Annotated in this window: 15 protein-coding genes and 1 pseudogene; 9 read left to right on the plus strand and 7 right to left on the minus strand. The window is 62.5% G+C overall.

The window, feature by feature from the left end; genetic code table 11:
- The first annotated feature begins 123 nt into the window (after positions 1-123).
- From LDZ21_RS20115 to LDZ21_RS20150, 8 genes are all read left to right on the plus strand, one after another.
- Positions 124-1623, plus strand: a complete 1500-nt coding sequence (locus LDZ21_RS20115) for a tyrosinase family protein (RefSeq protein WP_244796455.1) — start codon at positions 124-126, stop codon at positions 1621-1623.
- A 347-nt stretch (positions 1624-1970) separates the two neighbouring features.
- Positions 1971-2930 (plus strand): ABC transporter substrate-binding protein, encoded by a 960-nt coding sequence (locus LDZ21_RS20120; protein WP_244796456.1) that lies wholly within the window; start codon positions 1971-1973, stop codon positions 2928-2930.
- A gap of 6 nt (positions 2931-2936) precedes the next feature.
- The gene (locus tag LDZ21_RS20125) at positions 2937-4478 is read left to right on the plus strand and encodes a sugar ABC transporter ATP-binding protein (RefSeq protein ID WP_244796457.1); all 1542 of its coding nucleotides are present in this window, start codon (positions 2937-2939) and stop codon (positions 4476-4478) included.
- On the plus strand, positions 4471-5529 hold the full coding sequence (locus LDZ21_RS20130; protein WP_244796458.1) for an ABC transporter permease: 1059 nt from the start codon (positions 4471-4473) through the stop codon (positions 5527-5529). Before LDZ21_RS20125 ends, LDZ21_RS20130 begins: the two co-directional genes overlap by 8 nt.
- A complete protein-coding gene (gene yjfF / locus LDZ21_RS20135) occupies positions 5526-6560 on the plus strand; it encodes a galactofuranose ABC transporter, permease protein YjfF (RefSeq protein ID WP_244796459.1) in 1035 nt (344 codons plus the stop codon). The genes LDZ21_RS20130 and yjfF overlap by 4 nt, the downstream gene beginning before the upstream one ends.
- An 8-nt stretch (positions 6561-6568) precedes the next feature.
- A complete protein-coding gene (locus LDZ21_RS20140) occupies positions 6569-7291 on the plus strand; it encodes a FadR/GntR family transcriptional regulator (RefSeq protein WP_244796460.1) in 723 nt (240 codons plus the stop codon).
- Between the two features lie 285 nt (positions 7292-7576).
- The gene (locus LDZ21_RS20145; protein ID WP_244796461.1) at positions 7577-7939 is read left to right on the plus strand and encodes a YybH family protein; all 363 of its coding nucleotides are present in this window, start codon (positions 7577-7579) and stop codon (positions 7937-7939) included.
- 166 nt (positions 7940-8105) lie between these two features.
- Entirely contained in the window at positions 8106-10460 is a 2355-nt protein-coding gene (locus tag LDZ21_RS20150) for a putative bifunctional diguanylate cyclase/phosphodiesterase (protein ID WP_244796462.1), read from the plus strand.
- Positions 10461-10855: 395 nt separating this feature from the next.
- On the opposite strand, the gene LDZ21_RS20155 is transcribed toward LDZ21_RS20150, so the two are convergent.
- Both LDZ21_RS20155 and LDZ21_RS20160 read right to left on the minus strand, forming a co-directional pair.
- The gene (locus LDZ21_RS20155) at positions 10856-11200 is read right to left on the minus strand and encodes a hypothetical protein (protein WP_244796463.1); all 345 of its coding nucleotides are present in this window, start codon (positions 11198-11200) and stop codon (positions 10856-10858) included.
- 300 nt (positions 11201-11500) lie between these two features.
- Positions 11501-13081: a methyl-accepting chemotaxis protein gene (locus LDZ21_RS20160; RefSeq protein ID WP_244796464.1), complete on the minus strand. Its 1581-nt coding sequence runs from the start codon at positions 13079-13081 to the stop codon at positions 11501-11503.
- 311 nt (positions 13082-13392) lie between these two features.
- Between LDZ21_RS20160 and LDZ21_RS20165 the strand changes: the two genes are divergently transcribed.
- Entirely contained in the window at positions 13393-14499 is a 1107-nt protein-coding gene (locus LDZ21_RS20165; RefSeq protein WP_244796465.1) for a helix-turn-helix domain-containing protein, read from the plus strand.
- A gap of 157 nt (positions 14500-14656) precedes the next feature.
- On the opposite strand, the pseudogene LDZ21_RS20170 reads toward LDZ21_RS20165, so the two are convergent.
- From LDZ21_RS20170 to LDZ21_RS20190, 5 genes and pseudogenes are all read right to left on the minus strand, one after another.
- A pseudogene (locus LDZ21_RS20170) lies at positions 14657-16457 on the minus strand (ShlB/FhaC/HecB family hemolysin secretion/activation protein).
- A 461-nt stretch (positions 16458-16918) separates the two neighbouring features.
- Complete coding sequence (locus tag LDZ21_RS20175) at positions 16919-17518, minus strand: hypothetical protein (RefSeq protein WP_244796466.1); 600 nt, start codon at positions 17516-17518, stop codon at positions 16919-16921.
- A gap of 1 nt (position 17519) precedes the next feature.
- Positions 17520-17990, minus strand: a complete 471-nt coding sequence (locus tag LDZ21_RS20180) for a hypothetical protein (protein ID WP_244796467.1) — start codon at positions 17988-17990, stop codon at positions 17520-17522.
- Positions 17987-21799, minus strand: coding sequence for a hemagglutinin repeat-containing protein (locus LDZ21_RS20185; protein ID WP_244796468.1), 3813 nt, complete (start codon positions 21797-21799; stop codon positions 17987-17989). The genes LDZ21_RS20180 and LDZ21_RS20185 overlap by 4 nt, the downstream gene beginning before the upstream one ends.
- Positions 21800-22022: 223 nt before the next feature.
- Complete coding sequence (locus LDZ21_RS20190) at positions 22023-24362, minus strand: putative bifunctional diguanylate cyclase/phosphodiesterase (protein ID WP_244796469.1); 2340 nt, start codon at positions 24360-24362, stop codon at positions 22023-22025.

Consider the following 24362-nt stretch of genomic DNA (forward strand, 5'->3'; position numbering starts at 1 on the left):
GCCACGGTCTCCCAGTTCGTCATCCAGCACGAGCATCGAAGCGCGATCCACCGCAAGATCGCTGGCTTCGCATGGACTGATCGTGTCGTGTTTAATTCGTCGTACTATGTACCGGAGAACATCTTGAGCCGCCTTAAACTTTCCCGACGAGCATTCCTCGGCGGCGCTGCATCGACGCTTTCATGGGCTGCGTTTCCCTATATGGCCGTTGCGGCGACCAACGTGGTCCGCGTGGAGTGGCAGCAGTACAAGCAGACCCCGCAATACGCATCGTTTCTGAACTGCGTGCGCTCCATGATGGCCAATCCCAACGCCAACGATCCGAACTCGTGGCAGTACTGGACGAATGTGCATGCGAACTACTGCCCGCATCGCGCACCGTACTTCCTCGCCTGGCACCGCGGTTATCTCTACTATCTCGAGCAGCAGATGAAGCGCATCACCGGCGATGCGAGCTTCACGCTGCCCTACTGGGACTGGTTCAAGAACCCGCATATTCCCAGTGAATTCACCGACAACGCGAGCGGCAACCCGCTGTACTGTCCGCGTCTCAACACGAACGTGTACAGCGCACTGGACCTGTCGCCGTTCTCGTATTCGGTCGTGAACTTCCAGCGCGGCACGGCGAACTCGTTCGAAGAGAAATTCGAGAGCGCTCCGCACAATCCTGTGCATAACATCATCGGCAATGCAATGGCGACGATGCAATCGCCGCGCGATCCGATCTTCTACCTGCATCACGCGAACGTCGACCGTCTGTGGCACGCCTGGGCGCTGCCCGATGGACGAACCATGCCGCCGCCGAGCGATCCGTACTGGGCGGGCACGTTCACTTACGCGCCGGGTCTCACGATCAACAAGGAACAAACGTACTCGAACCGCTCGCGCCTTGGCTATGACTATGCGGACACCACGCGTCCCACGACGATGCCGCCGTCCGCGCAACGAGGAGGCATCATCCGCGTGCAGGCGCAGGTCGCGCAGATTCGCGCTCGCCCGCCCATCGCCACCTTTGCTGCAACGGCGGCGCGCAACATTGCAAACGGCCGCCGCTCGATTGGCGGCATCAAGGGCCTGACGCTGAGGGAAGCGTCGGTCAGTGCGCGCGTGATCGGCGAAGCGAATTCGACCAAGCCGTTGCAGGATCTTTTGTCGACGACTGCGGAGAGCTTCGATGCAGCGTCGCGCGGCGCGTCGAACGCTGCATCGCCTGCAGCCAGCAAGTCGAGCCAGTACAAGTCCGTCAAGATCGTCCTCGACGACGTGATGCTGACGACTGCCGGCGCAGCGGGTGGCTACTTCTATAACGTCTATCTGAATCTGCCGGACGGCGTCGATATCGATGAAGTGCGTTCCAAGCATTTCCTCGGGACGGTTGGTGCATTCGAAGTCGCCGGGGCCGCGCATCACGGCATGGTGACGCTCGAGTTTCCGGCGACCGCAGCGCTCCTGAAGATGGGTGGCCCAGCCGGGCGGGAGTATGCGGTGTCGTTCGTGCGCGTGAACGGCAGTGCCGCGCCCAAGGGCGATGTGATGTCCGTCGGAGAAGTCCGAGTGGAGCTGAGTACCGAGGCCCCGTACATCGTTTCCACCAGCGTGCGCGCGCCGGCTGGCACTTACTGATTCAGCGGTCCGGCTTCGGACCGGACTCGTTGTGCGAGAAACCCGTCGAAGTTCGGCGGGTTTTTTTTCGTGCTCGAGTTGGCCGGGTAGTCATTCGCTTGCGGCGAGCAGCGCCGAGATCGTCAGACTATGTCTTCCCTCAAGCGGGTTTACATGGATAAAAACCCGCCGAAGACCTTCATATAGTCTACCTATCTCGACGCCGCGTCCTCGCAAAGACAAAAACCCAAATAGCGAGAGAACAGCCCCTCTGGCGGCCGCGGGATACCTGAAAACAGATTCAGACGTGCATTCCAAAAGCATTCGAAGACCAATAATTCAACAGCGAACGAATGGAGGAAACACTGATGAGACGCCGCACCGTATTGGCCGCGATGGCCGCTGCATCATTGAGCGGCATGTTGCCGGCAGTGAGTTTCGCGCAAAAACCCATGGTGCTCGGCTTCGCGCAAGTCGGCGCCGAGAGTGAATGGCGCACCGCGAATACGCAGTCGATCAAGTCGAGCGCCAAGGAGGCGGGCATCGACCTGAAGTTTTCCGACGCACAGCAAAAGCAGGAGAACCAGATCAAGGCGATCCGCTCGTACATCGCGCAACGAGTCGATGTCATCGCGTTTTCGCCCGTCGTAGAAACGGGATGGGACACTGTGCTCATCGAAGCGAAGAACGCAAAAATCCCCGTCGTGCTCACCGATCGCGCAATCAGCAGCAAGGACGAATCGCTTTACGTCACCTTCATCGGCTCCGACTTCACCGAAGAAGGCCGCAAGGCAGGGCGCTGGCTCGTCGACAAGATGAAGAGCAATCCCGGGCCTGTGAATATCGTCGAATTGCAAGGCACGGTCGGCTCCGCGCCCGCCATCGACCGGAAGAAGGGCTTCGAGGAAATCATCAAGGCGGACCCGAAGTACAAGATCATCCGTTCGCAGACCGGCGACTTCACACGCGCCAAAGGCAAGGAGGTGATGGAAGCGTTCCTCAAGGCCGACGGCAAGAAGATCAACGTGCTCTACGCACACAACGACGACATGGCGATCGGCGCGATTCAGGCGATCGAAGAAGCGGGCATGAAGCCGGGCAAGGACATCATCATCATTTCGGTCGATGGCGTGAAGGGCGCGTTCGAAGCGATGATGGCCGGCAAGCTGAACGTATCCGTCGAATGCAGTCCGCTGCTCGGGCCGCAGTTGATGTCGGTAGTGAAGGACATCAAGGCGGGCAAGCCCGTCCCGAAGCGTATCGTGACGCAGGAAAGCATCTTCCCGATGGAAGTCGCGGCGAAGGAATTTCCGAACCGCAAGTACTGAGCGACGATGACATCGCCAAGGCCGACGGACGCCGCGCCCGTACTCGAGCTGCGCGGCATCGACAAGCGCTTCGCCGGCGTGCATGCGCTGGCCGGCGTGAACCTCACCCTCTATCCGGGCGAGGTTCATGCGCTGATGGGGCAGAACGGCGCGGGCAAGTCGACGCTCATCAAGGTGCTCACCGGCGTCGTCAGTCTCGACGCCGGCGACATCATGCTCGATGGCCACGCAATCCGCCCCGGCTCGCCGCAAGAGGCGCAGCGGCTCGGCATCAGCACGGTCTATCAGGAAGTGAATCTCTGCCCTAACCTGTCCGTCGCCGAGAACATCCTGAGCGGATCGTTCCCACGGCGCGGGGCGCTGCATGCGTTCCGCATCGACTGGGACGCGACGAATCGCGAAGCGCGCGAGTTGCTTGCACGCATCGGGCTCGATATCGATGTGACGCGCCTGCTCACGAGTTACTCGGTCGCCGTTCAGCAGATGGTGGCGATTGCGCGTGCGTTGAAGCTGTCATCGAAAGTGCTGATTCTCGATGAGCCGACGTCCAGTCTCGACGAAGAAGAAGTGCGCCTCCTCTTCGACGTACTGCGCCGCTTGCGCGCGCAAGGTCTTGCGATTCTCTTCGTCACGCACTTTCTCAACCAGGTCTATGCGATCTCGGATCGCATCACCGTATTGCGCAATAGCCGCCTCGTCGGCGCATGGCCCGCGAGCGAGTTGAATGCGCAAGCGCTGATCGCTGCGATGCTTGGCCGCGAACTGGCCGCCGCGCAGGCGCGGCAAGCACCGCCCGAAGAAACCGATACGGCCTCGGCCGACGACGCGCTGCTCGACGCCTCACGCCTTGGCCAGAAGGGGCAATTGCAGCCGCTGGATCTGCGCGTGCGCGCGGGCGAAGTCGTCGGCGTCGCGGGCTTGCTCGGCTCGGGCCGCACGGAACTCGCGAGACTGTTGTTTGGACTCGAAAAGCCGGACGAGGGCGAATTGCAAATCGACGGCGTGCCGGTCGAATTCGCAACGCCCGCACACGCGATCCGTCACGGTCTCGCGTTTTGCCCGGAGGAGCGCAAGGCGGACGGCATCGTCGCGGAGCTGTCGCTGCGCGAGAACATCGCGCTCGCGTTGCAGGCGCGGCTCGGCGCTCGGCGCTGCCTGTCGCGTGCAGAGCAGAACGCGCTCGCCGAACGGTTCGTGCGTGCGCTCGGCATCAAGGCCGCGACGCTCGACATGCCTATCGGGCTGCTGTCGGGCGGCAATCAGCAAAAGGCGCTCATCGCGCGATGGCTTGCCACCGAACCACGCCTCCTGATCCTCGACGAACCCACGCGCGGCATCGACGTGGCGGCGAAGCAGGAAATCATGGATGAAATCCTGCGGCTCGCTTCGACGGGCATGGCGGTGCTTTTCATCTCGTCTGAGATATCGGAGATCGTTCGGATAGCGAATCGTATCGTCGTGATGCGCGACCGGCGCAAGGTCGGCGAATTGCCTGCGGGCACGAGCGAGGACACCGTGTGCGAAATGATCGGAGCCGAACATGGATGATGCCGTGCGACCCAACGCGCTACGCGCTGCGCTCGAACATCGGCTGGGCTGGCCCATCGTCACGCTCGCGCTGCTGCTCGCGTTGAACGCGGCGTTCAATCCCGGTTTCCTGCACATCGAATGGCGCGATGGCCATCTGTACGGCAGCCTCATCGACATTCTCAATCGCGCGGCGCCGCTCGCCGTGGTGTCGCTCGGCATGACGATCGTGATCGCCACGCGCGGCATCGACATATCCGTGGGCGCGATCGTCGCGATTGCGGGCGCGGTCGCCGCGTGGGCCATCGGCGGGTCGATTGCAGGCAACGTCACGCGCTTTCCGCTGCCCGTCGTGCTGTTGGCGGCGCTCGGCGTCGCGTTGTTATGCGGCGTGTGGAACGGCTTGCTCGTCGCGCGTGCGGGCATGCAGCCGATCATCGCGACATTGATTCTGATGGTCGCGGGACGCGGCATCGCGCAGCTCATCACGAGCGGTCAGATCATCACCATTTACTATTCGCCGTACTTCTTCTTCGGCGGCGGGTATTTCCTCGGCCTGCCCGTATCGATTCTGATTGTCGCGCTCGTGTTCGCGCTGCTGTATCTCGCCATCACGCGCACGGCGCTCGGGCTCTTTCTGCAGGCCGTCGGCATCAATCCGACCGCAGCGCGCGTTGCCGGCGTGCAGGCGCGGCGGCTGACGCTCGGCGCTTATGCGTTCAGCGGCCTGTGTGCAGGCGTCGCGGGCATTCTGATCAGTTCCAACGTGAAGAGCGCCGATGGCAACAACGCCGGCCTGCTGCTGGAACTCGATGCGATCCTCGCCGTCACGCTCGGCGGAACGGCGCTCACGGGCGGGCGCTTCACGTTGGCGGGCAGCGTGATCGGCGCGCTGATCATCCAGACGCTTACCTATCTCATCTATTCGCTGGGCGTGCCGCCGGAAGTGAATCTCGTCGTCAAGGCGATCGTCGTGTTCGCGGTGATGATGCTGCAATCCGGCGAGTTTCGCGCAACGGTCGCGAAGTTCGCGCGCCGCCCTGCCCTTTCCGATCGTGAGGTGCACCGATGAATTCGCGCTTGCCGAAACCGCCAAGCGTGCCGATCACGCCGGGTCATGGCGGCCGCGCACCATGGCGCAGCCGCACGCAGAGCCGCTATCTGCCGCTCGCCGCGACGATCGCGCTGTTCATCGCGGTCTCCGTGATCGGCTCGACGATGTACACCGGCTTTCTCTCGCCGCAAGTCTTCCTCAATCTGCTGATCGATAACGCGTTCCTGATTGTCGTCGCGGTCGGTCAGACGTTCGTGATTTTGTCGGGCGGTATCGATCTGTCCGTGGGATCGGTGATCGCGCTGACGACGATGGTCTCCGCCGCGCTCGTCGAGAAAGCGGGCTGGCATCCGCTCGCGGTCATCCCGCTCGTGCTCCTGATGGGCACGGCATTCGGCACGTTCATGGGCTGGCTCATTGCGCGCTTCCGGCTGCAGCCGTTCATCGTGACGCTCGCGGGCATGTTCCTCGCGCGCGGCCTGTGCTATCTGATCAGCATCGATTCGATCAGCATCACGCATCCGTGGTATGCGGCCGTGTCGCAGATTCGCATACCGGTAATGAGCGATGCATCGCTTTCGATCGGTGCGGTCATTGCGCTCGTCGTGCTTGCGATTGCCGTATTCGTCGCGCACTACACGCCGTTCGGCCGCTCCATTTATGCGGTCGGCGGCAATCCGCACTCCGCGTTGCTGATGGGCCTGCCGGTGCATGGCGCCACCATCGGCGCCTATGCTCTGTCGGGCTTCTGCTCGTCGCTCGGCGGCGTGCTGTTCACGTTCTACATGCTCTCAGGATACGGTCTGCATGCAATGGGCCTCGAACTCGATGCCATTGCGTCCGTCGTCATCGGCGGGACGTTACTGACTGGCGGTGTCGGCTATGTAATCGGCACGCTGTTCGGCGTGCTGTTGCTCGGCATCATTCAGACGCTGATCTCGTTCGACGGCTCGCTCAGTTCGTGGTGGACGAAGATCGCGGTCGGCGCGCTGCTGCTCGTGTTCTGCCTGTCGCAGCGCGCATTCGGTCATCGCGCGGCATCGCGCTGAGGAACGGCATGGACTATCGCCATCCCCTTCCCCGCAAGAGCATGCACGCGCGCATCGTGCAGGAGCTTGGCATCGAGATCGTGAGCGGCAGGCTTTCGCCCGGTGAGCGCCTGCCCGCCGAGGCGAAGCTGTGCGAGTCCTACGGCGTGAGCCGGCCGGTTCTGCGCGAAGCAACCCGCGTGCTGGTCGCGAAGGGGCTCGTGCTGTCGAAGCCGCGTCTCGGCAGCATCGTGCGGCCGCGCGACGAATGGCACATGCTCGATCCCGACGTGCTCTTCTGGACCATGAACAGCGTGAACGAGAGCACGTTCTTCAACTCGCTGCTGGTCGTGCGAAGGATCATCGAGCCGGCTGCGGCGGCACTTGCGGCATCGAACGCGACGGACGACGATCTCACGCGCATCCGCGATGCCTTCGAGCGCATGTCCAGTGCGGAGACACCTGAAGCGCTGCTCGCGCCCGACCTCGACTTTCATCGCGCGATCATGTCGGCGACGCACAACGACATGCTCATGTATATCGGCCATATGCTGTCGCTCGCGCTGTCGGAGTCGATCAAGCTGACGAGCCGTCATCCGGATACGCACGCGCTTTCCTTGCCTCGCCATAAGGCGATCCTCACTGCAATCATGAACCGCGATCCGCTCGGCGCGCGTCATGCGAGCCTCGTCCAACTGGATAACGCGCAGACGGATGCGGAGAACGTGCTGTCGGCGGTTTATCAGGAGTAGCGGCGCGGCATTGCAATACGCACGTTCACCGCGCATGCCGTGCGAACGTTCATGCCTCGATCTCCCGTTAATTGCTTACGTCGTTGCACGCTTCCTATACTTCGTGCGCCACACACTGCAGGCATCGCCGCACGCCGAATACGGCAGCGTCTCGCATTGTCGGTACTTGTACGTACGACGAAACAATCATGGAGACAAGCGATAAAGAAGACAATTGCGTGCCTGAGCGCCTGCGCCGCGCTGTTCGCGGCCGCGCCGTATATCGTTCATGCAGCGGATGACGCTTTGGCGCAGAAGGCCAACGCGGCCTGGGACAAAACCTTCAACAGCGGCGATGCGAAGAAACTCGCCTCGCTCTATGACGAGAACGCCGTGGTATCGCCGGGAAATGGCAAGACGGTCAAGGGCCGTGCGGATATCGAGAAATTATTCGACGGCTATTTCAAGGCAGGCGTCGGCAACCACACGACGGATGTCGTCAATGCGCGGCGCGTCGGCAACGTCATGTACGAAACCGCCAACTGGACCGCCGTAGCCGACAAGGACGGCAAGAAAACGCAGTATCAAGGCGTGCTGCTCAAGGTGATGACCAGGAGCAGCGACGGACAGTGGCGCACCACCGCGCATACGTGGAATGCAGCGCAATAGAGCGGCTCCCGCTTAGCGAGGATCGGCGGAGCCGCCGCCGATCCTTCGATCCTCCGCACGATCACCCTAAAGCATCGCGTCCTCGCGACGTAAACCAGCTATAGCCCTTCGGCCACTTCGGGCCGAGCTGGCCGCTCGTCCACCGCACGTCGGTATTGCTTCGCACATGCCTCAAACCATTCGTCCCGGAGCTTCGGCAGCCCTCCCTATTCGCGGCGAGACACCGCGAATCGCGTCGTCCGCCCGTAACCAGGGCTTTCTCTCCTTTTTCCTGTCGATGCGCGCGAGAAGCGCCACGTCGCTGCCGCTCGCGAGCATCGCGCAGATTTTTCTCGCGGCTGCGGGCGCGTGGGCGCTGGCCTGGTTCGCGCTCGCGTCGGTATCGGAGGAGGCAGCTTTCTGCATCGGCGCGGGGGCCGCTATGCTCGTCCTCATGGCCGGGCTGCGTCATGCGCGCCGTCAACACACACGCGCGAAGGCGACATCGGCGCTCGCGAAAGCCTTGCTCGATGCCAACCGCGAATGCCTGAAACTGCTCGACGCCGATGGCCGCATGTTGCGCATCTCCGAATACGGCGCCGAACTGATGCAGGCGAGCGGCCCCGAACAACTCGCGGGCGCGAACTGGCTGGGCTTCTGGTCCGGCGATGAGGCGAGCGCCGCACGCAGCGCCTTCGATGCGGCGATGAAGGGCTCGCGCAGCGCGTTCGTTGCCTCGTGTCCCACCACGGCGGGCGTGCCGAAGAAGTGGCAATCGCGCCTGATTCCGATCGACGACGGCCAGGGCGGCGTGCACGCGATTCTCTGCGCATCGCTCGATATCACGCAGGAAGCGGAGCTTGCCGCCGACCTGCGCGCAAAAGAATTGCTCATGTCCGAAATGGAGGCGCACGTCGGCCTCTGCTTCTATTCGTACAGCGCGGACTACACCTATTTTCACCACGTCAGCGCGGGATGCGCGTCTGTCTTCGGCATCGACGCGCGGACGATGCGCGAGCGTCCGCAGGCGTGGATCGATCTCGTGCTGCCCGAGGACCGGCAGCAGCTTGACGACGCGATGCACCGCATTACGCGACTGAAGACGGGCGGCCGCGCCCGCTACCGCATTCAACATCCGCGCCGCGGCGTACGCTGGATTCAAAGCACCGGCAATCCCGTATTCGATGCACGCGGCGATCTGGTGCGTATCGTCGGGATCAGCGAGGACATCACTGTCGAACAGGAGCGGCTTGCCGAGCTTGACCGGCTGGCTTTCTCGGATTCGCTGACGGGTCTCGCCAACCGTGGCGCGCTGGTGCTCAAGATTGAGGAGCGGTGCCGGCGAAACGCGGCGTTCGCGCTGATGTTCATCGACCTCGATCGGTTCAAGGTGCTCAACGATACGCTCGGCCATACAGCCGCCGATCGCTTGCTGAAGTCACTGAGCGAGCTGATTCAGGCCGCGCTGCCTCACGACTCCGTGCTTGCGCGCCTCGGGGGTGATGAGTTCGCTGTCCTGATCGATCACGCTTCGGACAAGCAGCGCCTTGCCGGCATCGCGGAGGACATTCTGGCTGCGCTCGCGCGATCGGGCGATCCATCGCGCGCCGATGCGTTCGTCACGGCGTCCATCGGCATCTCGGTGTTCCCGGAGAACGGCGCGGACCACGAGACGCTTCTGACGAGCGCGGACATCGCCATGTATGCCGCAAAAAAGGCAGGACGTAATGGCTTTTCGTTCGCAGACAAGGCGTCGACGGAGCGCATCGTCGACTTCAAGCTGGAGCGCGATCTGCCCGCCGCGCTCGCGAATCGCCAGTTCCTGCTGCACTATCAGGCGATCCACGAGCCGCGGACGCTCGAAGTCCGCAGCGTCGAAGCGCTGATACGCTGGCGGCATCCGACGCGCGGGCTGGTATCGCCGGGCGTGTTCATTCCGATACTCGAAGAAACGGGCTTTATCAACGAGATCGGCGCATGGGTGATGGACGAAGCGTTGCGCCAGCTAGCGCTCTGGCGGCGCGCGGGCGCGCGTTCGCTGGGCGTGTCGGTGAACGTGTCGTCGCGGCAGTTGCGCGATGCGGCGATCGTCGAAGTCGTCAATGATGCGCTGAGCCGCTATGAATTGCCGGCGTCGAGCCTGCAAGTCGAGCTGACTGAGAGCGCGTTGATGGAGAATCCGGAACTCGCGCAGCGCACGTTGTCGGCGCTGAAGGCGCTGGGCGTGCGGATCGCTATCGATGATTTCGGCACGGGTTATTCAAGCCTGCGCTATCTCGCCGATTTCTCGCCCGATACGCTGAAGATCGACCGCTCGTTCGTTGCGCGCCTGCAGGATGATCGCGCGACGCAGGGCATCGTGAGCGGGATCATTCAGATGGCGCGCACGCTCGGCGTCAGTGTGACGGCCGAAGGCGTCGAGCAGACGGCGCAACTGGAGTTGCTGCGTGAGTCCGCATGCGATCTCGTGCAGGGGTTCTTGTTGAGCCGGCCTGTGGCGCCGGACGAGGTGCTGGGGCTGTCGATCAAGGCGGTGGATTGATTCAGGTGCGGGGCTTTAACGCAAGTGCGCAATCGTCATGATGATGCTTACGGTGGTCCATTGCGCCGCTGCCGTGGCGACAGCTGATTTCATTAGCCGCACCACGCCCCTGGGCGCGAAGGTGTAATGGGCGACCCGACTTGCGGGCACCGATCCAGCCAAGGGGTGTTAGTGCGTGGTCGAGATGCGGTAGCGTGTCTTTAATATTTGATTCGGATGCCAAAGCGTTATCAACCGTGGCATCCCCTAGCGCAGCGAATACAGGGAACTGCGAATTGCGCGGCCCGCGTAGCCAACGAGGCGACAATTGCGCGCACGCTGGATAAAAGCCATCGTTGGATGCTCACCGTGGCTCGCCATTGCGTGGACGAAGCGAAAGCAAGAACAACGTCTGCTCATGCTTCGCCGGTCTTTGGCGCCGCTGTCACCGCATCCACCGTGCATCCGCCGGCTTGCTGCAGCATCGCTTCGACATCTTTTGCGCGCGCCTCTTCCACCTGCGCGGTAAGAATGAAACGTGACACTTCGCCCTGATGCCTGAACCGGGCGTCGTATTCCTCCTTCCAGCCGATCGAATCGGTGCTGTCGCCGGTCAGGAAATTGCCGCGTACCGGGCCGGCTTCGTCCGCCTGGAAGCTCAGGTCGATTGCATCGCGGGGAACGCCCGACTGCACGAGCGCGTCGCGTGCCTTTTCCGCTTTTTCCATGGACTGAAATATACGTGCGATCGTCGTTTTCAATTGACACTCCTTGCGGTGCTCGCTCGATCAGCGCTGATGCGCCGGTGCGACGATGCACGCAAACCGCATGCCGCGCGGAGGACTGCGACGTCGCCGGCTCGCGTCCTCGCGGCGCTACGCGTTGATGTCCAGCGCAAAGGGTCGGCGCAGGCCGACGAGAATGCCCGGTAGGCCGAACACGAGCCACGCAACCGCTTCGTGAAATAGCCGAACTTTGGCTGCAAGCGACCTGACTGCGCGGCGGCGCCCAACAGCACCGCCATTCTCCACGCACGACATCCTCCCAGCACCGCACGTCCCTCAAACAACCGCCCCTTCCATACGAAACTGCGACACCGTCCGCGACAGCACACGCCCCTGATCATCGAGCGCCTGTGAAGCCGCCGCCGCCTGCTCAACGAGCGCGGCGTTCTGTTGCGTGACGCGATCCATCTGCGCGATCGCCTGATTGACCTGCTCGATGCCGCGGCTCTGTTCCCCCGAAGCCGCCGCGATCTCGTCCATGATGTCCGACACGCGCGTCACCGCTCGCAGCACGTCGCTCATCGTCGTGCCCGCATCCTGAGCGAGCGCGAAGCCCGCTTCGACTTTCGACACCGACGCGCCGATCAGTTCCTTGATTTCCTTCGCCGCAAGCGACGAACGCTGCGCGAGCGAGCGCACTTCCGCCGCCACCACCGCAAACCCGCGTCCCTGCTCGCCGGCGCGTGCCGCCTCCACCGCCGCGTTCAGCGCGAGAATGTTGGTCTGAAACGCGATGCCTTCGATGATCCCGATGATGTCCGCGATCTTCAGCGAGCTGTCGCTGATGGCGGTCATCGTCTCGACGACGCGCGTCACCACCGCGTTGCCCTGTTGCGCCACCTGCGACGCGTTCGCCGACAGCGTGCTCGCCTGTTGCGCGTTGTCGGCGTTCTGCCGAACCGTCGACGTCAGTTCTTCCATGCTGGCCGCCGTCTCCTGAAGCGACGATGCCTGCTCCTCCGTCCGCGCGGAAAGGTCCGCGTTGCCGGAGGCGATCTGCATCGAACCCGTGGCGATGCCATCGGCCGCCATGCGCACTTCGCCGATCAGCGCGACGAGGCTCTTTTGCATCGCATCCATCGACGAGAGCACGCTGCCTGCGGGCGCTGTACGCGTCATCCCGACCGGGCTGAGATCGCCCGAGGCGACGCGCTGCGTGATTTCCTTGAGCGTCGCCGGCTCCGTGCCGAGCGCACGCGTCAGGCCGCGCGTGATGAGCACGCCCGCCAGCACCGCAGCGGCAAGTGACCCCAGGCAGATGGCAGCAAGAATTTGCATCTGCGCCACGTAGTATTCGTGCGCGTCTGCCACGAGTTCCTCGGCGCGCCTATGGGTGTGCGTCGAGTAGGCGTCGGTCGCGGCGACGAGCGCGGCCAGCAGCGGCCGGCATTCGTCGTTGATCTTCCGGACGGCTTCCTCCTGCCGATGCTCGCTCGCGAGTTCGACGATGGATCGCGCGACCGGCGCATAAAGCGATTCGACGCGTTCGATCTCGGCGATCAGCGCGCGTGCTTGCGCAGTCGTGTCGCTGCTCGATGCGATCATCGCGTCGAGCTTGGCGAGATTCGCGGTGACATCGGCCTGCGCGCGGACTTCGGCTTCCTTCTCGAGCGCGAAGTCGGCGGGCGACGTGACGAGCGCCATGTTGCGCGCTGCGATCGCACGACGGTCGACCGCCGTGCGAACCTGCGCGGCCATCGCGGCCCGCGCGTTGGCGCCGTCCACATAGCCGGAGAAGCGCCGGTTCGCATCGCCGAGCGCGTTGATCGATACCGCCGATACGACGAGCACGACCCCCGTAAGAAAACTGAATGACAAGGCGAGTTTCGCCTTCATCGACATGGTGTTGAGATTCATGGCTTTGTTATGTGTTGCGCCGTGGTCCGCGGCGTTGCCGGCGATTCGCGCCCGCTTCGTTATCGAGACATTCCGTTTTTATCAATTTCAGCCGTCTTGCTCATCGACTCGATGGCAGCCATAATTACCTGCACTCCTCGTAACTGCGGGTAATTGCGACCGATGGACGCAGATGACAGCGCGATAGCTGCGTTAAGCGTAGATTTAACTGAGAAACCGCGCAAGCGAAAAATTGCCGTTTCTATCAAATTCGGCGATTGTGCTTTAAGCCGAAGCCAGCTATCGTTTGCGACCTCAACTCAAGGAGCCTCATGTCAACCAACGACGATCCCATTCTGACCAGCCGAGACGCAGCGGCCATTCTTGGCGTGTCGGTCAAGACGGCGCAGACGTGGATCGAACAGGGGATGATCGAATCGTGGAAGACGCCGGGCGGTCATCGTCGCGTGCGCAGAAGTGCGGTCATCGCGTTGCGCGAGCAACTCGGAAACGGGCGGCAGGCTGCGGCGCGCGTGGAGAATGCGATGGCGCTCGTCGTGGCATCGGAAGCCGCGCTGCCGGACTTCCTGGAGGCGGTGGCTGCGGCGGGAATGCACGGCATCGGCCAGAGCGATCCGTTCAACGCGATGCTCGACGCGGGCGTCGCCATGCCGGCTGTCATCGCGATTGAACTGATGCGCGGCGACTGGGAGCGCCTCTCGATGGCGCGACGCCTGCTGCAGTCGCGCGACCTTGCGCATATGCGCATGCTCGTCGTGACCGATTTGAGCAGCGCGCAGCTGGAGGCGGACCTCGGCAGCCTGTCGCGCGTGACGCTGCTGCACACGCCAGCCGACCGCCCCGCGTTCGCGGCGGCGCTGCTTCAATCCCTTGCGCTTACGCCTCCCGACGATGCTGCGTCGTCCTATCCTGTCGCGCCGAATGAAGATGCGCGCGTGCAGGCCGTGGCGCGCACGGGTCTCGTCGATACGCTGAGCGAGCCGGAGTTCGATGAAATCGTTCAGCTGACGGCCGAGGTACTGCGGGTGCCGATCAGCCTGATGACGCTGTTGACGCCGGATCGTCAATGGTTCAAGGCGCGTTGGGGACTCAATGCGCAAGAGACGCCGCGTCCGTGGGCGTTTTGCAATTTCACGATCATGCAGAACGATGTTTTTATCGTCGATGACGCCGCCGCCGATGTGCGCTTCAGTGCGAATCCGCTCGTGACCGGCGAGCCGCGCATTCGCTTCTATGCCGGTGCGCCGTTGCGCGACGCGCAGGGCAATGCGCTGGGCGCGCTGTGCGGCATCGACCGGCAGCCCCGCTCGATCGATGCGGTGCAGAAGCGACGGCTTGTGAATCTGGCGGCGCTTGCGTCGGACCGGATTGCGCTGGTGACACGCAAGCGGTTCGAGCGGTGGAACAAGGGGGTGTGACGGCTGATCAGCGGGACCGCTGAACATTGCGGGCGCGCGTCACGCTAGAAACCATGCCCGCGTGATATGCCCGGTGTTTGCTCAACGACTATCGCCGCCCTTTTGTTCGTTGTGCGTTTTTGACGATGCTCGATCGCGCCTTCTGTGCGGTCTTTCCTCAGAGTTGCGCCATCACCTGGAAGCCAACGGTTACGCGGGAAGTCGCAAACGCGGATGGCTTGTGAATCGGCGTTCCTGCGAATAGGTCATAGCTCAGTCCCGCATACTTGCCCGGGATGCCCCCGCGCACGCCAACTACAGCACCGACCAATTGCGTGCCCGCCAGGAACGCGGTGTTCGGACCAAACACGCGTCCGTAGTCCATGCCGGCATAGAGCGACTGGCCGGTCTTGCCGATCGGCGCCTGCAACTCGTTGCGCCAATAGAAACCTTTCTCACCCGCCAGCATCTGCTCGCCATCGAAGCCGCGCACCGTGTAGCGGCTGCCGATCGTCAAGTCGTCGACGTAGAACAACGTATCGTTCGTGTATTGACCGTGGAACGTCGTCACGTAGCGAAGCGTCTGGCTCGCGACAGCGAACGGCACCGACAGATTCGCGTCAAACACGGCCATGCGGAAACGATACGTCGGGCCGCTCGGTTTCGTCGCAGGCGTCGGTGCGATGACGCCATCATCAGGCGGCAATGCCGGATCCGGCGTCGCACCCAGCCCGCCGATGCCTTGCCGATACGCCAGCGTCCCATCGAACTGCGCACCGCCGAAGTAATGTCGATCGGTCAGTCCCGCTTCGAAGAACGTGTTGTTGCAGTGTTGCAGCGTGATTTCAGTGTCGTCGATGAAACTTGCGCCGAAGCGCTTCGACAATTGCACGTAGCCGCCGAACACATCGTTCTGGTCACGGCGCAGCACACGGGCCAGTTTCAACCCGGCCGACTGCGAATTGCCGCTCGACACGAAGGTCTGGTTCACGCCTGCGATCTGCTGGTAGTACGTGTTCGTGTTACCGAACAGCGTCGCCGTCCAGTAGCCCCACGGCATCGAGTACGAACCGTTGAAGCCGTGTGAGCCGAGCGCCTTATCCTTGAAGTACAGATCCTGGCTGGCCCCAAGCGTCAAGATGTCGTTCAACCCAAGCAGGTTGTCGATGCCGAGACTGACGTTGCCTTGCAGCTTGCCCGTCGCGCGGCTGCCCGAATTGTCGACCGATGCGACGAAGCTCCACGGCTTCGAACGCTTCAGCGTGAGCACGACATCGCTTTCGCCGGGTACGCTGGTCGGCTCGATCTTCATCGCGACGTCCTGACTGGCGACGCGCTTCATCTGTTCGAGGCATTGTTCCAAGTCGCGCAGATTCAGTACGTCGCCGGGTCTCGCGGGGAAGGCGGATTTCCAAGTGCCCCATGAGACGGGATCGGCAAAGCGCACTTCTCGGATCAGCCCGGGCACCAGCGCGACCTTGAGCGTGCCGCTCGACAGGTCTTGTTCGGGCAGCAGCACGCGCGTCGTGACCAGACCACGGCTGAGAATCGCTTGTTGCAGGCCCTTTCGTGATCAGGTTCACGCCGTCCTTGCCGACGCATTGCCCTTTGTAGTGATCGAGCCATTCACGCGCGAACGCGAACGGGTCCAGCGGCAGTGACGATGCGCCTTTAGCGCGCACCGCCTCGGGCAACGTCGCAGGCGTATCGAGTGCGAACGTGTCAACGCGAAAGCACGGTGATTCGCTCGGCAGTTCGGGATAGACCCCGGCTGCTGGAACCGCCGAACGCACGGCTGGCGCTTGTACGGCGGCGTCGCGTTGTTGCGCTTCGCGTTGCTGCTGAATCTGCTGATTCTGCTCCGCGTTGGCGCGTGCCGCAGCGGCTTGGTCCGCTGGCGTCGGCGCTTGTTGCGCATTGGCCGCAAACGATACGAGGGCTGTAAGCGGCAGAGCCGCCAGCCTTTTCTTGACATTCATAGGACTGCTGGTAAGTCAGGTCATGAAAGGCCCGGCATGAGCCGGGTCGAAGGGTTACGCGTTCATATTTGCGTCGATGATCGTCCTTGACCTTCGGGCCTAGCTCCAAGAAAGTACTATTTCAGACATACCGCTACGGGGATCAAGGAACGATTCAATCGCTCCCCATGAGTAGGCGTATTTCAGCCTGAAAACATCCTTTACCTGTGCCTGTCTCTAGTGCTTGCAAGATTGCATCGTGCAGGTCCTTAAGGTCTTCAGCAGACTTTGCTTGCCCATTTGCAAATGCGATATGCACCTGCTTTAGCCGGTCCGTATCTAAGCAGAAGGTGCGCACCGTTCGCGAACAGGAGCACTATCGAGCCGATGCCGACCATCAGTCCGGTGAGTACGCTGTCTCGCAACTCATACAAGTCTCTGCTTGTCTGACGTTGCCCTCCTCTACCGTGTGCATCCTCCAATTACTTATCTACATAGGACTCGCTTAGACCCTGCCGCCACTCACCGACCATCCGATTGAACGGGAATCGATTTGACTGACTGCCATCCAGAAGGTCGCGTATGGGTTGCGCATCGAGCAGACGCATAGATTCTGTGAATATGCTTAAGTCTGTATCTAACCGCAAAGCAATGACCGCTACATCGTTGCTCTTTTCGCAATATATGCACCAAGCCCCAACATCCGAAGAGCACGCATAACGATCTACGTTAAAGAGCCAGCCGCTTTGGGGACCGCCCTCCCGAAGTACATCGTCGAACTCGTGACCGCTGGTTTGAGATTGAAGGAAAGCGGCCTCAATTAATTCTGTCTTGAAGTCATCCGACCTATCAAGATTGACCATGCAAGCAAGATGCGCGGATTCGGCTGCTAGAAGCGATCGAACCACCTCGACAAATCCACTTTCGAACATACGATCAGATTCAAAGAATCGGAAGGTATGCCATTCTCTACTGAACACATTGTTGGGAAACAGAAAATTCGAATTCAATGCCTGCTTTACATGAACGATTGCATCTTTCTGACTTTGGTTCAGCTCGCCTAACTTCACGTGAACTCGCATTTCAATTCCCCTTGAGATTGAACTTCACGGATCCGCCTCCCGGTCCAAAGTACTGACCGCCGGCTTCTCCAGTACTCGATCGAGTGTAAATCGTGTAGGTGGAAGTACCGTTGCTCAGCACCGTGAAATCTCCATTTTTGTTCGTACCTTGACTATTGACTTTATAACCATTCGACATCAGATTGACCGAAAACTGCTCCGCGGACACATCTGTGTCAACGTTGAGATATTTGCTTCCGGGACGCGTCACGGACGTGTCGAAGGTTGAGAACGCTCCGGCGCCACTGACCGTAAATGTCTCGGGCTGCGCATCCTTCGACATCGGACCGCCAGCCGTCGGCAGAATGTTCAGGTGGGCGTCCGTAACGTCATTACCCGCTGTGTTCTCATGGCCCGGTCGTTCGTCCCGCTCCTTGCGGTGACCTTGGCCGTTATACACGTCAGCCCCCAACGCACCGTTGGCCCCGCTCATCGCGCCGCCCGGCTCCCGATCGCGGCACCTGCCGCCGCACCCGCCGCGCCTGCCGCGATATTGCCCATCAGCGTGCTGCCCGCACCGCCGCCCATCGCATCGCTTACCGCGCCCGAGGCGAGATCGCCCGCAACAGTGCCTCCGATCGCGCCCGCCACGTTGCCGCCGCCCAGCGCCGCTGCCGCTGCCGCCATGCCCGCGTGCAACGCTTCGCGCCCCACGCCACGGTCGTCCCACATCGTTGAATTGTTTTCCTCCAGTCTGCCGGCCACGGCTCCCGCGACCGTCATGCCGACCTGCACCGCGGCCTGCTGGACCGCGATGTCGTCGGCCATCTTCTGAGCATCGAACTTATCGTATACCGACCCGTTGGCATGCGCCGCATCCCGGCTCAGACCCGCTGTGCTGTCGCGGCCCGTGCTCGCGTCATCCCGCACCGTGATCGTAGCTGGACCCACCACTGCGTAGGTCGTCCCCGATGCGCTGCTGCTCGTGCCCGCCGCGCCAAAACCCGTCGGCGCAAGTCCAGCGATTCCCGGGTGAGTGGACGCCCCGCTGTCCATAGCCGTGCTGCCGCCAAAATTCACTGACGTACCGGTGGAGTCCGCATGGTTCTGCAAGTCGCTGTACCCAAACGTCCCCATCGACAGCGCGTTCCGTTCTGCCGCCGCCGTGCTCGCGATAGCGCCAGCGTCAAGCTGCGTGTGCCCTTGAACGTTGACGTTGAACCCGCCATCGCCCGCATAGAGACCGCTCTGACGATTCACCGATTCGAAATTCGAATCGATGTTGGCCTTGCTCGCGCTCGCGCTGCCGCTCACCGTCTGCCCATAACAGAAGGGCGGCACGCACAGACTCGCCTGGAACCCCGCCCCCGATTGCTGGCTGTTGTATTGATTCGTGTCCTGCTCGCTTCGGATCGTCAGATCGCGCCCCACGCTCACGTCCACCGTCCTACCCGCCGCTTCCGCGCCAATCAGGTTCGTGTCGCGTCCGCTTGTAATCGTCAGTGTCTCGCCCACATTGACCTGCGTACTCTGATGCGTCACGCCGTTGCCGTTCGCATGGCCTTTCGTGCCACTGGCCGCCAGTTCCAGCGTGAAGCCGTTTTGCGTGCCGCCAATGCCCAGACCTACGCCGATGCTGGCATTGCTGCTGCTGTTGCTACCGCTTTGCTGACTCGCTTCTTGCGCACTGAGAAGGTTCACATCACGCGCGGCCGCCATCGTCGCATTCTTGCTGGTGATCGTCGTGCCGCGCGAGTTGATGTCGCCATCGGCTGCGTAGCCTGCCGCATCCTTTGCGCCGCTGCCCGTCGCTACGATCGTCACATTGGTTCCCGCAAGCGCGCTGCCCTGGTGCATCACCGTACCCGTGCCGTTGCTGCCCAGATCGCCAAACTGGTGATGACTTTCGTCTCGATGGTTAGTGCTCGTTTCAAGCCCCGCCAGCACGTTGATCGCGCCTTGGCTTGCCAGCAAATCCACGCCTTGCGTGCCCGCGACGCCCGAGCCGATCACGTTCACGTCGCCAGTGCGGCTGGTGATCGAGACATTATTGCCCGTCACCACCGACGCCGTTTGCGTCGTCGACGCGCCGTTACTATTGCTGTGGCCACTCGACGCGTTGTACGGCGAAGCGCTCACGCCGCTGTTATTCGCCCCGCCGCCGACCCAGCGCGCCGCGTCGCCAAGACTCGGGCTTGCAATCTGCAAGCTCGAACTCGAACTGCTCGATTGCGTGTCCTGCAGCAAGCGATCCGTCGATGCCTGCAGCGTGACGTCGCGGTTTGCATCGAGCGTCGCAGTGCCGCCCGCCGTGATCGTCGAGCCCGTCACCGTGATGTCGCCATCGAGCGCGTGCCCGCTTGCGTCGCGCACGCCGCCGCCGGTGGCCATCACACTCACGTCGCCCGCACCGCGAATGGCGCTGCCGCTATTCGTCACGCTCGATACGTCCGTCGTGTTCGAACTGCTGCTATGGCTGATGGTCATGGTGACCGAAGGGGTATCCATCGCGCTTGCCGCCAGTTCTGCGCCGACGCGTTGTGCGCGTTGAGGCGTCGTGCCCGACGATGCGTCGTCTTTCACGTTGCGCGCGGTATGGAGCGGTGTGCCGGTGATGCCGACGGTCATGCCGCTCGCGCGCGCTTCCTCGTGCTCGTGTGAACGCGCGTTGTCCAGGCCCGGATCGATCATGACGTTCTGCCCCTTTAGCGCGATGTTGCCGCCAACGCCCGCTACATCGTCCGCTGCACGTCCCGCGATCACGTCGCTGCCGCCGATATGCAGATCCTTACCTGCCGAAATCGACACGTTGCCCTGCACGCTTCCTATCGTGCTGCGCGACTGGCTTTCGGTAACGGCGCTGGCGTCATAGCTGGCTTTCTGCTCACTCGAACCGATCGACACACCGATGCCGCCGCTGCCCGATATCCCCGACTTCTTGACTTCGTGTTGCTCGACGTCGTGGTATTGGCTCTGCGCGGCAGTGATGTTCACGTTGCCCAGCGCCGCCATCGCCATGTCATGCGTCGCCACCACGTCGCTGCCCTGTATCGTGATGTCCTTGCCCGCGGCGATGCCGACCGTGTTGCCGCTGACGAGGCTCCCCACTGCATCGTTCGATTTGATATCGACGCTGTCGTTGGCGGTCGTCTTGTTGACGATGCTGCCACGCTCGGAATGCACATACGTGTAGCTGTCGTGCTCTTCTCGAGCTTCGTTGAGCGAGACATTGCCCGTCGCGAGAATGTTTGCCGCACCCGTGTCCGCGGATAGCGATGAGCCCGTGAGCATCACGTTACCCTTGGTCTTGTCCGTCGAAATGGCCGCCAGCGTCGCGCTGCCACCCGCCGCGAAGCTCGTGCCCACGGCCTGCTCATCGTAGTTATGCTCGATGCGCTTGTCGCGATCATCAGTGGCGACGTTGTCGAACTTCAGCGAATCGGTCACTGTCGTCGCCGTGAGATTGCCGCCTGCGACTACCGCCATGTCCTGTCCGGCGCTGACCCGCGCGCCCTTGAACGTCATGTCATTGCCGCTTTGCATCGCGAGGCTGCCGCCCGCGCTGATGCCGCTCGTCTGGTTGAGCGTCGTGTTCTCTTCCCAGTGATGGTCCGCGTTCTTCGTCACCGATTGCGACGTATTGGACTGCACCGCATCCACGAGCAGGTTATTGGCCGCCGCGATCTGCCCATTGCCGCCCGCCGCGATGGTCGCACCATGCACCGTCAGATCGTGGCCCGCGCCGATCAGCATATCGCCGGTCGAGTCGATCGAGCCTTGCGCGCCGACAAGCGTCTGCTGGACGCGGCTGTCGCCCGCGGTCGATGTCACGCCCGCCGCATCGGTCAATGTCGTGTTCACGATGTCGTGACCCGCGAGCACCGCGACACGATTGCCCGTGATGCGGCCCGACGCATTCGTGATGTCGTTTGTCGCCGACACAACCGTCGTGCCATTGGCCGACGAACTGCCGATCATGCCGCCACGATTCAGGATATCGGTCGCGCTAATGACCGTCTGCGTGCCGCCTTTGATCACGCCGCTATTCGTCACACTGCCCGCCGCGTGGATTTCGACGTCATCTGCCGCGATCAAGGCGCCGGTGGGCAGCAGGTCGTTGGCGTGAGCCTGCGCGAGATACACAACCGGCGCAAGCACATGCTGTGTCGTGCCGTCCGGCAATGTCACGGTCTGCTCGACGAGCCATACGATGTCGCTCGTCAACGCATCCATCTGCGCGGCAGTCAGCGCCATGCCCGGCACCAGGTTGAACTCCTTCGCGTAGTTCACGCCGTTGGTCATCAACGCGCGGTATTCGTCCTCGTTGCTCGTGTAAAGCCGGGACCTACGCCGTCATATAGAACGATGTTGAAAACCCGCCGCCAGTGAGTGCCGCGTTGAAAGGCGCAGCCAGCGCGATGAACAGGCGTCGCAACTGTTGCTGCGCCAGAGACGAAGTGGCTCGGTGCGCTGCATGGCCCGGGTCTTTTGCATCGTTATGCGGGCGTGCAGCGAGTGAAGCAGCTTAAGCAGGCAGTGGCGATTCAGCCGCGGCGCCGGCTTGCGCTGGCCATGCAGCAAGCCAGTCGACGAGTCTCGCCGGCGGCAACGGCCGGCTTAGATGATAGCCCTGCGCGAGATCGCATCCGAGCGCCTTGAGACGCAGCATCATCGCCTCGTTTTCCACGCCTTCGGCCACGACCTTCAGACCCATGTTGTGCCCGAGATCGATCGTCGATCGCACGATGGTCTCGTCGTCCTTGTGATGCGCCATGCCCATCACGAAGGACTTGTCGATCTTCAGCTCATCCACAGGCATGCGCTTCAGATATGAAAGCGACGAATAACCCGTACCGAAGTCGTCGATGGACAAGTGAATGCCGAGCGCATGCAGACGGTCTAGCGTTTCGATCGCGTGATTCGGATCGTCCATGATCGCGCTCTCGGTAATCTCGATCCATATGCAATCGGGCGACACGCCATGCTTCGCAAGCAGGCCGAGGAACATGTCGGGCAACGACGACAAGATCAGCTCGCGCGCCGACACGTTCACCGATACCGCAAGCTCGATGCCCTGTGCCTGCCACGCGGCGCACTGCGCGATGGCCTTGTCCGCCACCCAGCGCGTAATGGTCTTGATGTAGCCGGTTTGCTCGGCGAACGGAATGAACTGGTCGGGCGACACGAAGCCGCGCGTCGGGTGGTCCCAGCGCACGAGCGCTTCCACATACTTCACGCGATGCGTCGCCAGGTCCACCTTCGGCTGATAGTGGAGCGTGAGCTGATCGTGCTCGACGGCCTGCCGTAGCTCGCCCATCAGCGAAAGACGCTCGGCGCTGTTGTGATCGTGCCGCTCGTCGTAGAGCGCGTGGCCGAGGTTCGCGCGCTTGGCGACGTACATCGCGATATCGGCGCGTCGCAAAAGCACGTTCATGTCCGTGCCGTTGTCCGGAAAACTCACGATGCCGATGCTCGCGCCGACATCGACGAGCTGCCCTTCGATCGTGATCGGCTCTTCCAGCGCACGCAGCATGCGCGCCGCGACGACGCGCGCCGCCGCGAGATCGCTGTCCGGCAGGAGCACCGCGAACTCGTCGCCGCCGAGACGCGCGACCGTGTCCGTCGGCTGATGCAGCGCCGCACGCAAACGCCCGGCGACTTCGCACAGCAGCATGTCGCCGATCGGATGCCCGAGCGTATCGTTCACGAGCTTGAAGCGGTCGAGGTCCATCATCATCACGGACAACGGCTGGCGCGTTTGTCCCGCGGCGGCGATCGCCCGGTGCAGACGGTCGGCGAACAACGCGCGATTCGGCAAGCCCGTGAGCCGGTCCATGTACGCAAGCTCGGTGATGCGCCGCTCGCGCTCGACGATACCCTCCTGCATCTGATTGAACGCGTTCGCCAGTTCGCCAATCTCGTCCTGATGACGCACCTCGATGGCGCCGCTGTAATCGCCCTGCCCGACGCGGCGCGAGAAGCGCGCGAGCGCCGCCAGCGGCCGCGTCACCGAGCGCGCCGTCAACATGCTGCCGACGATCGACACCATCACGCCGAGTATCGTGATCAGCAGCAACGTCGATTGCAGCCGGTGAAACGGCGCGAGCGCTTCCTTCAGCGAACGTTCGAGCAGCACCACCACCGTGCGCCCCTCGGAATGCAGACGCACCACGCGCGTGGCGTAACCATCTTCGGCCAGTTGCGCCTGATCGGTCAGCTTGGCGCGCGACGCATCGGGCAGCGAGCTGGCGACCACGTCCCAGCGGCCGCGTGCGTCGACGGTGAGGAACGACACATCCAGCGATGTCAGCGAACTCATCTCGCGTGCGAGGGCGTCGTCGATGGCGAAGCCCATCACCACCCACGCGATGACGATCGGCGCCTTCACCGGCACCGCGACGAGCTGATACGCCTTGCCGCCGATAATGCCGAACGACGACGCATCGCCCTTTTGCGCGACCGCGCGAATCAGGTGCGGAAACGGAAACGCCATGCCTTCGTGCGCCGCGCCTTCGTTATCGGCGATGAGCTTGCCGTCGAGATCCACGAGCATCACCACGGCCGCATGAATGCGATCGCCGTGATTCTGAAGCGCGGAAGCGACGGTCTTGCTGTCGTGCGTCGCGACCGCCTCGCGAAAGCCGAAGTCCGACGCGGCCACGCTGGCGGCCTGCGTCAACTGCTGGCTATTGCCGCGCTGCACTTGCCCGAAGACGCGCTCCGCCACCGACAATTGCTGTTCCGCGCTCTCGTGCGCATTCTTCAGGATGACTGAGTTAATGACGACGTATGCCGCAGCCTGCGCGGCGAGCATCAGAACAACGAACACGAGCGCGATGCGCGCCCGCAGGCTGTGCAGGCGCAT

Source organism: Caballeronia grimmiae (genome assembly GCF_022879615.1).
Classification (GTDB): domain Bacteria; phylum Pseudomonadota; class Gammaproteobacteria; order Burkholderiales; family Burkholderiaceae; genus Caballeronia; species Caballeronia grimmiae.